The organism is Rhodococcus sp. 24CO, assembly GCF_050586165.1.
Classification (GTDB): Bacteria; Actinomycetota; Actinomycetes; order Mycobacteriales; family Mycobacteriaceae; genus Rhodococcus_F.
The window spans coordinates 1-13,262 of sequence record NZ_JAZFNF010000034.1 but is presented as its reverse complement, the minus strand read 5'-3'; the positions used below and the strand labels follow the sequence as shown (position 1 = coordinate 13,262).

Here is a 13,262-nt window from a genome sequence, read left to right as displayed (position 1 = left end):
ACCGCATTCAGCACGCGGAGGACGACCGCCTGCCGCTTACCGCCGGCACCGCGTAACTAACGTCCGTACCTCATACACCTAGTCGGGGGTGTGCAGGGGTCCGGGACACCCCGCCTCGGGACGGGCGCAGGGCTAGCGGTTTTAGCTTTCGCCCAGGTCAGGGCCAGTCTCACTGTTGCCGGCCTTGGGGAGACTGCGGTCGTTTGCCCAGGTCAGAGGCACCCAGGGGGGTATGCCCTCCCCCCGTACACACTAGATCGGCCGTGATAGCGCCTGCCGGGTCGTGTACGGGTTTTGGGTCCACGAACGTCGCGATTCCGGCGTCTCTGGCGATGATCAAAACGCTGCGCTAAACCATTACAAGAGGCTGGCAGTTTGATCGCGCACAAGTCATCGCGGGCAGGGCTTCTGGCGTTGCCGCACCGCATTTAGCAGCACGACTGTACGATCCGAGGCATGACGGACCGAGCATGGAGTGAGGGACTTCCCTCGTTTTCAGCCCCACCTGTGATTGAGGTCGCGATGGGGATCGAATTTGTGCCGATCCCAGGGCTTACGACGATCAAACTGGTCGAACTACATCGCATGTGGGAAAGCGAATTTCCCCAAGTTCAGGAGCAGCCAGCGCTGCAGCCTTCCAACATGCCGATCGAATCAGGTCTTAGATTCAACGTTGGGATTCCGCCAATCCGGTTATGGATGATTTCCGCGAGCGACGATCTGTTGCTGCAGATTCAAAATGATCGAATCATCTTGAATTGGCGACGGACTCCAGGGAACGAATACCCTAGATATGCCACTCTCCGTGAGAAATACGCATCCATATGGTCAGCATTCAGCAGTGAGGTGTCCCGTCTTGGTATCGGGGATCTGGCTCCGGTCACTGCTGAAGTATCTTTCGTGAACCGGGTTGAAGAGTCGAACTCGATGGCAGGCTTGTCGATTGAGAACGTAGTGTCCACAATTTCACCGACAAGCATACTGTCCGCTGCATCAGATTCTGTTCTGAACATTAGAATTCCCATATGGGAAGGCGAATGCGAAGTTGGCCAACAAACAGTAGTCGCAGCCTTCGCACAGATGCCGTCCAGAACAGTTACGCTTGATCTAGCTGCACGCATTCGAGTCGAGGGAATGGAAAGCTCAGCCATAACCTCAGCTCTGGACGCCGCACACAGAAGCGGAGTCGAGAGCTTTGCCAAAATTACAACACCAGAGATGCACAAGATTTGGGGGAAGCGATGACCACGCTGCTTACCAGCCGACCTGAGGCTGCTAGTTGGAGTGTGGCCTGCTACCGGCCTGCTCATGACCGTGAAACCCGTTCATGGGTTGAGCGCCCCTGGATTCTGGGCGGTCAGAATCCAGTTGTGCGACCTGAGGACCTACACCGGTTCGCGCAGCGAAAGCTGATTGATCTGACTCGGCTCCCGCGAGGATGGGATGGTGGAAATGCACGCCCCATTCAGGGATCTGTCGTAGCCGGGCTTGTTCCCATTGTGGAGTTTCTGGTCAGCTCCGACAACTCTGCAACCCCGCAAATCTCGCCTGACGCTGCCGGCGGCGCGACAGTTGAGTGGCTAGTCTTTGGCGAAACAGTAGGCGTCCGCTTTGATGGACAGGAGTTTTCAATTTGGGGTGAACACGCCGATGGGTCGGATGCGTTCGAATCCGTCGAACTGAATCACCTCGATTCTGGCGAAGAGGTGCGGAAACGCCTGGCTGTCGCGCTTATGTCGGCAAGGAAATTCTTGGAGAGCATGAGCAGAAACGTCAACCACCGGGTTCCAGTCGAGTGATTGATGATTTGTCGGTCGAATCTCACGACCTTCTTTACAGACATACGCCAACAGTTCCCTGTACTAACTGGGTACTCCAGGACGAAGGCGACGGCAGTTTTCAGGTTCAAAGTGGAGCCCTAATTTGGAGTGACGATGGGCTTTCCACATATCTGCATAGTGCGCTTGAACTCAACGCCCTCACTTGGAAATGCGTCAAGCGAGCAGAGGTCAATGGAGTGATTCAGCTCTCGGTCGGGGACGTACGCGATGGATCGTTCGGGATGAAACGAGATCCCAATCCTGATTACATCCCCGTCGAAGAGTTGCATCCGCGGGACGTGGCGCACACGCTTGTCGTAGAACCTGAAGACCTATCTTCGAAGCAGCGAAGGAAGCGTACGCGAGCTCTCGCTCGCTTGGCTGTCCTAATCGATAGCGGTGGCACGTCGTAGGGTTTGGTAGGAAAATGGACATGGATTGCTTACCCATGTGCTGCATTGGACGCCAACGCACAATGACACCCTACGGGTGCCGGTGTCGAAACCCCCTGCCCCGGAAACTCCCGAACGCCATTCCCCGATAGTCCATCTCGGCACGACGGGTAGCCCGCCCTCTGAACGAGGGCGAGCTTCGACGTGACCACACACCAGCCCGGCCGGACGCAGAGAGTGCGGTGCCCCGCCGCGAGCTGCGGGGACTGAGGTACTCGCGCCCTGTCGGTTATCGTCAGACCAGGGAGGTTAGCGACGACCAAGCCCTAGGGTTGTAAAACACAACCTCTGAGTATGCAATCGGGACCATTGCGGCCGCGGCATTCGGAGCGGTTCTCTATTCGGTGGTTACCGGCGATTCCATTGTCACGGCGCTCACCGGGATCATCGACAAAGCGCTCGAGACGGCCGTGTGATGTTGTCCACGAGGAGCATCCACAGAGCCGGCTCGAAATCGACGATCGTGTCCTCGTCGGACGAGGGTGCAGTCACGGTCGAGGCAGCAATTGCGCTCGCCTCGATGATCACCGTGGTGGTGCTGTGCGTCGGTGCGGTACTGGCGGTGACAATGCAGGTTCGGTGTGTGGATGCTGCTCGTGAGGCGGCGAGATTGACTGCCCGTGGTGATGGGGACAACGCGGTCACCACGTCGCGCCGAATCGCACCCTCCGACGCCCGGATTTCCGTGCAGATCGTGGACGGATTTGCCGTGGCGGTGGTGAGCGCCGACAGTGTTTTGCTGCCGATGTTGGACATCACCGCAGAAGCGGTCGCTGCGGTGGAACCCGGAGCGGACTGATGGCTCTGCAGTCGGACGACGGTATCGCAACAGTGTTTTCGTGTATTGCGCTGGCCGGGATCGTTGCGGTGACGGGTGGGCTGCTGCACGTGGGTTCGGCGGTCACCGCTCGTCACACCGCCCAGTCGTCTGCAGACCTCTCAGCCTTGGCGGGGGCCGGAGCACTCGAGCGCGGCGCGGAGGCAGGATGCGCCGCGGCAAGCGACGTTGCGACGCGGATGCGAACAGTGCTCGCGGAGTGCACTGTCGAGGACTGGGATGTCATTGTTCAAGTGCGAGCACCGGTTTTGCTGTCCCGCTTCGGCATCGGCGATGCGCAGGCGTCGGCGCGTGCGGGCCCTGTCGACTAGTCAGCTGATGGTGTCGATGATTGCCGTCAGAATCTTCACGGCGCCGTCCTTGTCGAGCGGATCGTTGCCGTTGCCGCACTTGGGGGAGTAGACGCACGAGGGGCAACCGTGGGCGCACTCGCACGACGTAATCGCGTCTCGGGTTGCGGTGAGCCAGCGTGAGAGTTCACTGTGCCCGCGGTCGGCAAAGCCTGCGCCACCAGCGTGCCCGTCGTAGACGAACACGGTGGGGAGGCCGGTATCCGCGTGGATTGCCGTCGAGACACCGCCGATGTCGCCTCGGTCGCAGATGGCGACCAGTGGCAGGAGTCCGATCGCTGCATGCTCTGCCGCATGCAGCGCCCCAGGGAATCGCTCGGGCGAGACACCGACGGATTCGAGCAGTTCCGGTGTGACCGTGTACATCACGGCCCTGGTCTCCAGGGTATGTGCGGGCATATCCAATTCGATGGAATCGAGGACTTCGCCGGAGTTGAGGCGTCGGAGGTACCCCACAACCTGATGGGTTACCTCGACGCGCACGAGTGCCACGGTGATGTCGCCGTAGTTCTTGTGTTCGAGTTGTTCGGTGATGATGATCTCGGTGGTTTCGCGCGCCGAGGTGGTCCAGTCCGGATTTTCCGCATGGACCAGTGCCAGACCGACTTCGAGGTCGAGTTCGTCCACCACGTACGCATCGCCCTGGTGAATGTGGACCGCACCGGGGTGGACGGTGGCGGGTGCCCGTCCGGTGTCGACGGTTCCCAGCATCCGCCCGGATTCGCCGTCGACTATTGCTACTTGGGTGCCGATACCGCCGCGGATGTCCAGTGACCCGTGCGGATTGGCGTCTGCGGTGATGAACCAACCGTGGGCGCGTCGCCGGATCTTGCCTTCTTCGGCGAGTTTGGTGAGGACGTCGATGGCTCCGAACGAGTTGACCTCGGCGTCGGAGAGTGGGAGTTCCATTGCTGCGCAGAGCAATTGCGGTCCCAGGATGTAGGGATTTCCGGGGTCCGTCACGGTTGCCTCGACGGGTTTCTCGAGGATGGCCGAAGGGTGGTGAACAAGGTAGGTGTCGAGGGGATCGTCTCGGGCGATCAGGACAACCAGCGACCCCTCACCGCGTCGTCCGGAGCGCCCGGCCTGTTGCCAGAACGAGGCAACGGTGCCCGGGAAGCCCGCTACGACAACGGCATCGAGCCCTGCGATGTCCACGCCCAGTTCGAGCGCGTTGGTTGTCGCCGCGCCCAGCAGAGTGCCGTCCGCAAGTGCTGCTTCCAGTTCGCGGCGGTCTTCGGCGAGGTATCCCGCCCGGTACGAGGCGACTCGCTCGGCCAGATCGGTGTCGACTTCTGCGAGTAGCCGTTTGGTGGTCATGGCGGTCAGTTCCGCGCCGCGGCGTGAGCGTACGAAGGTGAGGGTGCGAGCGCCTTCGATCATCAGATCTGCCATGATCCGGGCGGCCTCGGCGCCGGCGGGGCGACGGACTGGACTGCCGTTCTCGCCGGTGAGTGCCGGCACGAGTGGAGGCTCCCAGAGTGCGACGGTTCGTGGCCCGTGGGGTGATCCGTCGTCGGTGACCTCGGTGCAATGCGCCCCGATCAACCGGGAAGCCGCTATTCCGGGGTCTGCGGTGGTGGCGCTGGCCAGGATGAACGTGGGCTCGGCGCCGTATCGGGCCGCGATGCGTCGGAGTCGGCGAACGATGAGGGCAACGTTCGACCCGAAGACACCGCGGTAGGAGTGGCATTCGTCCACGATCACGTATTTCAGATTGCGGAAGAAATGCGCCCAGCGTTGATGGGTGCGGAGCAGAGAGATATGCAGCATGTCGGGGTTGGTGAACAGCCAGCGGGAGTTTTCGCGCGCCCAGGTGCGCAGTTCCTGTGACGTGTCCCCGTCGTACGCGCTCGGATTGGTTCCCCGTAGTTCGGCGTCGAAGTCGGTGAGGGACAGCACTGCCCGTAGTTGGTCGCTGCCCAGAGCCTTGGTGGGGGAGAGGTAGAGCGCGGTGGCAAGAGGGTCCGACGCCATCGCGGTCAGGACGGGGAGTTGGTATGCCAGTGACTTTCCCGAGGCGGTGCCGGTGGCAACCACAACATGGTTTCCGCTGTGTGCAAGGTCTGCGGCAGCGCGCTGGTGAATCCACGGAGCGGTCACACTGTGCTCGCGTAGGGAACGGACCACGCTGGGGTGCAACCACTCCGGCCATTCGGCGAACCGGGCGCTGCGAGCGGGTAGCTGAGCGGTGAAGGTCAGCGGATCTTCGTTTCCGCTCACGCCGGCTACGACGCGACCGAGGAGCATCTGTCCGTAGGTTTCGCTCGGCGCCGCGTCGGGATCAGGAATGCGGGAGGCTGCGTTCACGTGACTCTCCGGGATCGGCGTTCGGGTGTCCCGACAGTGCGAAACTGCCGTTACCTGCAGTTTTGATGATACGCATCGGCTGGTGGATGTGGCGGCACTGGGTGGCGGCCGACTGCGGCGGGTCGAAGCCGGTGATATTCGGTAGCAAATTCTTAACGTATTTCGACTGTTGTGCACGCGCAGAACATGGTTGACTGACAATCGGTCGCAGCTTCTGTGTTCGTAGGCTTGAGAAAGTGCACGCTCGCAGGATCTTTGTTGCGGACGTGGTGCTCTTGCCCTTTCCTGCGAGGATGCAAGCCTGGGGGGAAATAAGCTGGTACTGCGGCCGGAACGGGCCCGGTGAATTGAATAAGCGCAGTTCATCGAATCCGGTGTTAGAAAGAGAAGGAAAAGCATGGCACAGGGCACTGTGAAGTGGTTCAACGCTGAAAAGGGCTTCGGCTTCATCGCTCCCGAAGACGGTTCCGCAGACGTCTTCGTTCATTACTCCGAGATCCAGGGCAACGGTTTCCGTACCCTCGAGGAGAACCAGCGTGTGGAGTTCGAGGTAGGGCAGGGCAACAAGGGGCCCCAGGCGACAGGCGTTCGCGCGGTCTGATTCTTACTAGCTCGACAAGGTCTGTCCCTCATTGCTTCGCCGCAATGGGGGACAGACCTTTTTGTATTGCCCCCTTATTTATGCCGCAACGGTCGTCGTGCCCTACGTTGCACTCTGTGAGCCAACTGTCCTTTTTCTCCGCCGAGTCGATTCCCCCTGCCGTGACAGACCTGGCCGGCATGCTGGCCGGACACGGTCAGGTGGTGACAAACGAAGATCGTGCTCGGATCTCGATCGTCGTAGATCGAGACTGGCGGGCGCAGGCCATCGCCGAGTTGATCGCCCAATGTGGACTCGGTGCGGAAGTGACGCGCAGTGATGAAGGAAGCCCGCTCGTCCGAACTCAGGCGACGCCGGCCCTGCTGCCGCTGTCCGTGCAGTGGACCAAAGGCGCCGTGAAGTCCGTGCCGGCTGGATGGGTTCCGAATCCTCGCCAGCTCCGGGTCTGGGCAGTCTCGTCCGGCAGGATGGAAGAGGACGGCGAACGCTTCGTTTTCGGCCTCGATCCGCACGCGACTCAGACTCACGCGCCGTTGGCACAAGCCTTGATGCGAGTGGGTATCGCACCTACTCAGCTGGGCAACCGGACGCCCGGTCCAGGGCTTCGTATCGCCGGCAAGAAGCGACTGACCAAGCTCGTCGAATACCTGGGCGAGGCACCCCGTCACGTGGACATCGAAGCGGCTTGGCCTCAAATCTGACCGTGTCCATACTGTACTGATCTGCACGAATGTCGTGCGGGTATGTCACTCTGTAAAGAGAGACACGGGGTATAACTTGCTCCACACGTCTAGTTCTGAAGAACTGCCGACGGCAGTGATCGTCCAAAGGAAGGTTCGGGCAGCAGGTGGCTAAAGCGGACAACGGCAGCGGTCAGGGAGCGTCCGGTAACCCTCGTCGCCTCGTGATCGTCGAGTCACCGACCAAGGCGCGCAAAATCGCTCCTTACCTCGGTAAGGACTACGTAGTCGAGGCATCGGTCGGTCACATTCGCGACTTGCCGCGCGGCGCAGCGGATGTTCCGGCCAAGTACAAGGGCGAGCCGTGGGCCCGTCTCGGCGTCAACGTCGATCACGATTTCGAGCCGCTCTACGTCGTCAGCCCGGAGAAGAAGGGCAAGGTCGCCGAACTCAAGGCGCTCTTGAAGGACGCCGACGAACTCTTCCTCGCAACTGACCCCGACCGCGAGGGTGAGGCCATTGCGTGGCATCTCCTCGAGACCCTGAAACCCAAGATTCCGGTTCGTCGAATGGTCTTCCACGAGATCACCGAACCGGCAATTCGCGCCGCTGCCGAAGACACCCGCGAGCTCGACATCGATCTCGTCGACGCTCAGGAAACCCGCCGTATCCTCGACCGCCTCTACGGTTACGAGGTCAGCCCGGTGCTCTGGAAGAAGGTCATGCCGAGGCTCTCGGCGGGCCGCGTCCAGTCGGTTGCCACGCGTGTCATCGTTCAGCGTGAGCGTGAGCGCATGGCGTTCAAGTCGGCTTCGTACTGGGACATTTCCGCCACGCTTGATGCCGGCGCCGACGCCAGCCCACGCAGTTTCGGTGCGCGTCTTGTCTCGGTCGACGGTTCCCGCGTTGCTTCCGGTCGCGATTTCGGACCGGACGGAAAGCTCAAGGGCAGCGCTGTCACCGTGCTGGACGAGGCGTACGCGCGTCGACTGGCTGAGGCCTTGCATGGCGTCGATCTCACAGTTTCGTCTGCAGAAGACAAGCCGTACACCCGTAAGCCGTACCCGCCGTTCATGACGTCGACGCTGCAGCAGGAAGCCGGTCGCAAGCTTCGCTTCACGTCCGAGCGGGCCATGCGTATCGCGCAGCGTCTGTACGAAAACGGCTACATCACCTACATGCGTACCGACTCGACGACGCTGTCCGAGTCGGCGATCGCTGCTGCTCGTGCGCAGGCCACCGAGTTGTACGGCCCGGAGTACGTCCATCCGACGCCGCGTCAGTACACCCGCAAGGTCAAGAACGCGCAGGAAGCGCACGAGGCAATCCGTCCTGCCGGCGATGTGTTCCAGACGCCGGGGCAGTTGCACTCCAAGCTCGACGCCGACGAGTTCAAGTTGTACGAACTCATCTGGCAGCGCACCGTGGCATCGCAGATGGCCGACGCTCGGGGCAACACGCTGACGCTTCGTATTTCCGGCACGGCCGGTACGGGCGAGGACTGCACGTTCTCCGCATCGGGTCGCACCATCGTGTTCGCGGGTTTCCTCAAGGCCTACGTCGAGAGCGTCGACGAAGAGGCAGGCGGTCAGTCCGACGATGCCGAATCCAGGCTTCCGATACTGGTCAAGGGCCAGGAAGTCACAGCGACCAAGCTCGATCCCGACGGTCACAGCACGAACCCGCCGGCGCGATACACCGAAGCCAGCCTGATCAAGACCCTGGAAGAGCTCGGTATCGGCCGACCGTCGACGTATTCGTCGATCATCAAGACCATCCTCGACCGCGGATACGTCTACAAGCGGGGTAGCGCACTGGTTCCGGCGTGGGTCGCCTTCGCAGTAGTCGGTCTGCTCGAGGCGCACTTCGGCAGGTTGGTCGACTTCGACTTCACCGCAGGGATGGAAGACGACCTCGACGCTATCGCTGGCGGACGTGAGCAGCGCGGTAACTGGCTGAGCAGCTTCTACTTCGGCGGCGAGACCGGTGCCGAAGGTTCGGTCGCCCGCGAAGGCGGCCTCAAGAAGATGGTCGGCGTCAATCTCGAGGAGATCGACGCCCGCGAGGTCAACTCCATCCGTCTGTTCGACGACGCCGAGGGCCGTGAGGTTCACGTGCGTGTCGGCCGGTTCGGTCCGTACCTCGAGCGCATGGTTCAGAATCCGGACGATCCCGAAGGCGATCTGATCTCGCAGCGGGCCAATCTTCCCGATGACCTGCCGCCCGACGAGCTCACCCCCGAGTACGCCGAGAAGCTGTTCGCGACACCTCAGGAGGGTCGCAAGCTGGGCGTCGATCCTCTGACCGGAAACGAGATCGTCGCGAAGGAGGGCCGCTTCGGTCCTTACGTGACGGAAATTCTCCCCGAGCCGCCCGCCGAGCCGGAGCCGGACATCGTGCCGGTGCCGGAACCGGAAGAGGTCAGCGCGGGCACCACCAAGACTGCGGTGAAGAAGGCCGCAGCCAAGAAGGCTCCCGCGAAGAAGGCTGCCAAGAAGGTTGCGGGCCCGAAGCCGCGCACCGGATCGCTGCTCAAGTCCATGGACTTGGCGACGGTCACGTTGGAGGATGCACTTCGGTTGCTGTCCCTTCCCCGCGTCGTGGGTGTCGATCCCGAGAGCAAGGAAGAGATCACCGCTCAGAACGGCCGCTACGGTCCGTATCTGAAGAAGGGCACAGACTCGCGTTCCTTGGCCGACGAAGAGCAGATGTTCACGGTCACCCTCGACGACGCGCTCAAGATCTACGCCGAGCCCAAGCGTCGTGGACGTCAGGCGTCGGCAACTCCGCCGCTGCGTGAGCTGGGTGTCGACCCGGTCAGCGAGAAGCCGATGGTGATCAAGGACGGTCGTTTCGGTCCGTACGTCACCGACGGTGAGACCAACGCCAGCCTGCGCAAGGACGATGCCGTCGAGTCCATCTCGGATGCTCGTGCGTCGGAGTTGCTCGCTGACCGTCGTGCCCGCGGACCGGTGAAGAAGAAGGCCGCCGCCAAGAAAGCGCCGGCCAAGAAGGCTGCCGCGAAGAAGACCGCCGCCAAGAAGGCCCCGGCCAAGAAAGCGGCTGCCAAGAAGGCTCCAGCGAAGAAGGACTGAGCCGGACTCGTCGGTGCCGACGGTTAAGGTTTTTGCATGAGTAGTGATGTGGCCGAACGTGGTGTGTTCGGTCGGCTGGTAGGTCAGCACGACGTCGAGCAGAGTTTGCGAGCCGCCGCGCTGTCCGCCAGGGGCGACTCCAGCGGATCCGATATGACCCATGCGTGGCTCTTCACGGGGCCTCCCGGATCCGGGCGGTCCGTGGCGGCGCTGTGCTTTGCCGCAGCCCTGCAGTGCACGTCGGACGGCGATCCGGGATGCGGTCAGTGCCACGCGTGTACAACCACGATGGCGGGCACCCATGGTGACGTACGACGGATCATCCCCGACGGATTGAGCATCAGCGTCAAAGGCATGCGCGAGATCGTCAACATCGCGTCGCGCAGGCCCACGACCGGTCGTTGGCAGGTCATCGTCGTGGAGGACGCGGATCGATTGACCGAGGGCGCCGCCAACGCGCTCTTGAAAGTTGTCGAGGAGCCGCCGGACCGCACTGTGATCCTGCTCTGTGCTCCCACCACGGACCCTGAGGACATGTCGGTCACACTCCGTTCGCGGTGCCGGCACTTGGCTCTCGTGACGCCGTCTGTCGAGTCGATCGCCCAGGTGTTGATCGGCCGTGACGGTTTGGCTCCCGACCAGGCGAGATTTGCCGCATCGATCAGCGGTGGTCATGTCGGCCGAGCGCGTCGTTTGGCTACCGACGATGTCGCGCGGGACGAACGTGCGCGTTCGCTCCGGCTTGCTTTTGATGCCGCGTCCGCATCGACGGCGTACAAGGCAGCCGAAAATCTGGTGAAGTCGATCGAGTCCGAAACCAAGACCCTGTTCACCGAGGTCAAGGAACGTGAACTCGAAGAACTCAAGGTCTCGCTCGGTGGCGGCGGAACCGGTAAGGGCACAGCCGGCACGCTCCGAGGATCTGCCGGATTGATCAAGGAACTCGAAGCGCGGCAGAAATCGAGGGATACGCGGGCCAAGCGTGACCTTCTCGACCGGACACTGATCGATCTTGCCGGCATGTACCGCGACGCGTTGTCGTACGCGCTGGGATCGTCGTCCACGTCCACTCATCCCGATATGGCCGAGCGGGCTTCCGATCTGGCATCGCGGACGTCACCGGAAGGTCTGCTGAAGTGCATCGAAGCAGTGCTTGCATGCCGTGAAGCCGTCGATTTCAACGTCAAGTTGCAGTGGGCTCTCGACGCGATGGTTGCGAGTATCGGGGAAGCCTTCCGACCCCCGTTTTCGCGTTCCGGGGGTTGACCGGTTAGACTCGCCATCGCCGAAAGGCACGCTGCCTTAGCTCAGTCGGTAGAGCATTTCACTCGTAATGAAAAGGTCGAGAGTTCGATTCTCTCAGGCAGCTCGGCCAAGAGCCCCGCACCAGGTCATTCTGGTGCGGGGCTCTTGTCGTTTACCGGTAAATACTCGATGTCCGGTTTATTCTGATCCTGCGTACACGCGCCTGAGCAGGGGAGAATCGCCATGTCGGAGCAGAACTGGGGATCTGGCGAGCAGCCGAACCAGCCACCGCAGTACGGACAGCAGCCACCGCAGTACGGACAGCCACCTCAGTACGGGCAGATGCCTCCCGTGCCATCGCAGGGATATGGGCCACCGCAACCGGCCTATCCGTACGCCTCATGGATTTCGCGTGTCGGGGCGTACTTGCTCGATTACCTCATCGTGCCGCTACCCGGCGTGATCGTCGCGATCATCGGCGCGGTGATCGCGTTCTCGGGAGCGGAGGTCACCACATACGACGACGGAACCGTGACTACGGAGGGTGCTAATTCGGTCGGAATCTTGGTCATCGGGGTCGGGATTGTTCTGATCCTCCTGATCGAGGTCTGGAACTACGTCTTCCGTCAGGGCAATACCGGTCAATCGTTGGGGAAGAAGTGGCTGGGCATCTCCGTGGTTCGAGAGGCCGACGGTGTTCCGCTGGGACCTCCCATGGCTCTCCTGCGATGGATATTGGAAGCGATCCTCGGTGGAGCGTGTTTCCTCAACTACTTGTGGCCGCTCTGGGATTCGAAGAGCCAGTGCTGGCACGACATGATTGTTCGCTCGGTTGTTATTCGAGCGAGATAGAGCGGGTTCGCGTGGCCACAGCTGTCAATGGCCATCAGCTTCTACAGTGGATCGTATGAATACCGAGACCTCCGCAGTGCGGGGCTGGCGGGCGCTGAGCGCTCCGGCCGGCGTCGCTGCAGTGGGGGTCTCGGCTTTTGCGCTCTTGCACGTCCGAGATCCGCACAATTCCGGAAGCTACGGGGTCTGCCCTATGTACGCGGTGACAGGGCTGTGGTGCCCGGCGTGTGGCGGCCTTCGAGCAGTCAATGACCTGACGCATCTCGATATCGGTGCGTCGTTGTCGAGCAATATGTTGATCGTTCCGTTCATCGCGGTACTGGTTGTCGCCTGGGGACGGTGGGTTGTGCGCAGATGGAACGGGTCGACCGATCGGATGATCGTGCTTGAGCCGGCAATGACAGTCGCGGTGCTCGGAACGCTTGTTGCCTTTACGGTTGTGCGGAACACCCCTTGGGGTAGCTGGCTCGCGCCGGCCTGAATTTGAGTGAGGTCGAAATGGCAATGCAGGTTTTCTCACTGATCGTGCTTCTCGGTGCACTGATCGTCTTGATCCCGACAGCCAGACGGGTCTTCGGCAAGAAGGACGACGAGTAAGTACTCGACATCGTCTGGTCTGAGGAACATGCTTTCGGTATGGCTGATTCGTTGAAGGCCCGCGTGCGCGAGAAGTTGTTGCGCCAACTCTCCGAGGATGGCCGACGCCCGATTCACGATGCAGAAGGTGACGATTCCCGATTGTTGTCGGTGTCGGACGACCTCGAAGCCCTCGAACTCGCAGAAGAGGGAGATCCGATCATCGAAGAACTGGCGGAGAGGTACTGGGTTCCCTGAAGTTTACAAAGCACAGCGCTGTGACCAGGCGATTTGGTGTTGTGTTGATCTTCGCGTAACTTATTCCAGGTCAGAGCGACACGGACACCGACTCCCACCTGCGAGGGTGAGTGACACGAGGTTGTACGAAGTGCCTGGCGAACACTCCAGTTAGTTTCGAAGATCAGCCCGGTTTGCGCCGGTGC

11 protein-coding genes, 1 tRNA gene and 1 pseudogene are annotated in these 13,262 nt (G+C 61.4%); 12 read left to right on the top strand and 1 reads right to left on the bottom strand.

Features of this window, described 5'->3' with window-relative positions; translation table 11 throughout:
* The first annotated feature begins 456 nt into the window (after positions 1–456).
* From V2B23_RS30245 to V2B23_RS30230, 4 genes and pseudogenes are all read left to right on the top strand, one after another.
* Positions 457–1,245: a TIGR04255 family protein gene (locus tag V2B23_RS30245; RefSeq protein WP_430953600.1), complete on the top strand. Its 789-nt coding sequence runs from the start codon at positions 457–459 to the stop codon at positions 1,243–1,245.
* A 1,308-nt stretch (positions 1,246–2,553) separates the two neighbouring features.
* A pseudogene (locus tag V2B23_RS30240) lies at positions 2,554–2,688 on the top strand (DUF4244 domain-containing protein); the annotation flags it as partial.
* Complete coding sequence (locus V2B23_RS30235) at positions 2,688–3,071, top strand: TadE family type IV pilus minor pilin (RefSeq protein WP_430953599.1); 384 nt, start codon at positions 2,688–2,690, stop codon at positions 3,069–3,071. The pseudogene V2B23_RS30240 and the gene V2B23_RS30235, both read left to right, overlap by 1 nt.
* A complete protein-coding gene (locus tag V2B23_RS30230) occupies positions 3,071–3,421 on the top strand; it encodes an Rv3654c family TadE-like protein (RefSeq protein WP_430953598.1) in 351 nt (116 codons plus the stop codon). The genes V2B23_RS30235 and V2B23_RS30230 overlap by 1 nt, the downstream gene beginning before the upstream one ends.
* Here V2B23_RS30230 and V2B23_RS30225 read toward each other — a convergent pair whose 3' ends face one another.
* Positions 3,422–5,710 (bottom strand): DEAD/DEAH box helicase, encoded by a 2,289-nt coding sequence (locus tag V2B23_RS30225; RefSeq protein WP_430953601.1) that lies wholly within the window; start codon positions 5,708–5,710, stop codon positions 3,422–3,424.
* Between the two features lie 457 nt (positions 5,711–6,167).
* Here V2B23_RS30225 and cspE point away from each other — a divergent pair, with 457 nt between their 5' ends.
* The 8 genes from cspE to V2B23_RS30185 all read left to right on the top strand — a co-directional run bounded on the left by cspE (position 6,168) and on the right by V2B23_RS30185 (position 13,077).
* Positions 6,168–6,371: a transcription antiterminator/RNA stability regulator CspE gene (cspE, locus tag V2B23_RS30220; protein WP_033235953.1), complete on the top strand. Its 204-nt coding sequence runs from the start codon at positions 6,168–6,170 to the stop codon at positions 6,369–6,371.
* 116 nt (positions 6,372–6,487) lie between these two features.
* Entirely contained in the window at positions 6,488–7,072 is a 585-nt protein-coding gene (locus V2B23_RS30215; protein ID WP_430953597.1) for a hypothetical protein, read from the top strand.
* Between the two features lie 146 nt (positions 7,073–7,218).
* A complete protein-coding gene (topA, locus tag V2B23_RS30210; protein WP_430953596.1) occupies positions 7,219–10,146 on the top strand; it encodes a type I DNA topoisomerase in 2,928 nt (975 codons plus the stop codon).
* Positions 10,147–10,182: 36 nt separating this feature from the next.
* Positions 10,183–11,412, top strand: coding sequence for a DNA polymerase III subunit delta' (locus tag V2B23_RS30205; protein WP_430953595.1), 1,230 nt, complete (start codon positions 10,183–10,185; stop codon positions 11,410–11,412).
* Between the two features lie 30 nt (positions 11,413–11,442).
* Positions 11,443–11,515 (top strand) — tRNA-Thr (locus V2B23_RS30200).
* Positions 11,516–11,634: 119 nt separating this feature from the next.
* Positions 11,635–12,243: an RDD family protein gene (locus V2B23_RS30195; RefSeq protein ID WP_430953594.1), complete on the top strand. Its 609-nt coding sequence runs from the start codon at positions 11,635–11,637 to the stop codon at positions 12,241–12,243.
* A 55-nt stretch (positions 12,244–12,298) separates the two neighbouring features.
* A complete protein-coding gene (locus tag V2B23_RS30190; RefSeq protein ID WP_430953593.1) occupies positions 12,299–12,724 on the top strand; it encodes a DUF2752 domain-containing protein in 426 nt (141 codons plus the stop codon).
* Positions 12,725–12,879: 155 nt separating this feature from the next.
* Positions 12,880–13,077: a hypothetical protein gene (locus tag V2B23_RS30185; RefSeq protein WP_430953592.1), complete on the top strand. Its 198-nt coding sequence runs from the start codon at positions 12,880–12,882 to the stop codon at positions 13,075–13,077.
* Positions 13,078–13,262 lie beyond the last annotated feature (185 nt).

Bases quoted from the DNA above. Each gene is read 5' to 3' on its own strand.
- V2B23_RS30230 (WP_430953598.1), top strand. From the start codon at position 3,071: ATGGCTCTGCAGTCGGACGACGGTATCGCAACAGTGTTTTCGTGTATT.
- V2B23_RS30235 (WP_430953599.1), top strand. From the start codon at position 2,688: ATGTTGTCCACGAGGAGCATCCACAGAGCCGGCTCGAAATCGACGATC.
- cspE (WP_033235953.1), top strand. From the start codon at position 6,168: ATGGCACAGGGCACTGTGAAGTGGTTCAACGCTGAAAAGGGCTTCGGC.
- V2B23_RS30205 (WP_430953595.1), top strand. From the start codon at position 10,183: ATGAGTAGTGATGTGGCCGAACGTGGTGTGTTCGGTCGGCTGGTAGGT.
- V2B23_RS30225 (WP_430953601.1), bottom strand. From the start codon at position 5,710: ATGCTCCTCGGTCGCGTCGTAGCCGGCGTGAGCGGAAACGAAGATCCG.
- V2B23_RS30190 (WP_430953593.1), top strand. From the start codon at position 12,299: ATGAATACCGAGACCTCCGCAGTGCGGGGCTGGCGGGCGCTGAGCGCT.
- V2B23_RS30195 (WP_430953594.1), top strand. From the start codon at position 11,635: ATGTCGGAGCAGAACTGGGGATCTGGCGAGCAGCCGAACCAGCCACCG.
- V2B23_RS30185 (WP_430953592.1), top strand. From the start codon at position 12,880: ATGGCTGATTCGTTGAAGGCCCGCGTGCGCGAGAAGTTGTTGCGCCAA.
- V2B23_RS30245 (WP_430953600.1), top strand. From the start codon at position 457: ATGACGGACCGAGCATGGAGTGAGGGACTTCCCTCGTTTTCAGCCCCA.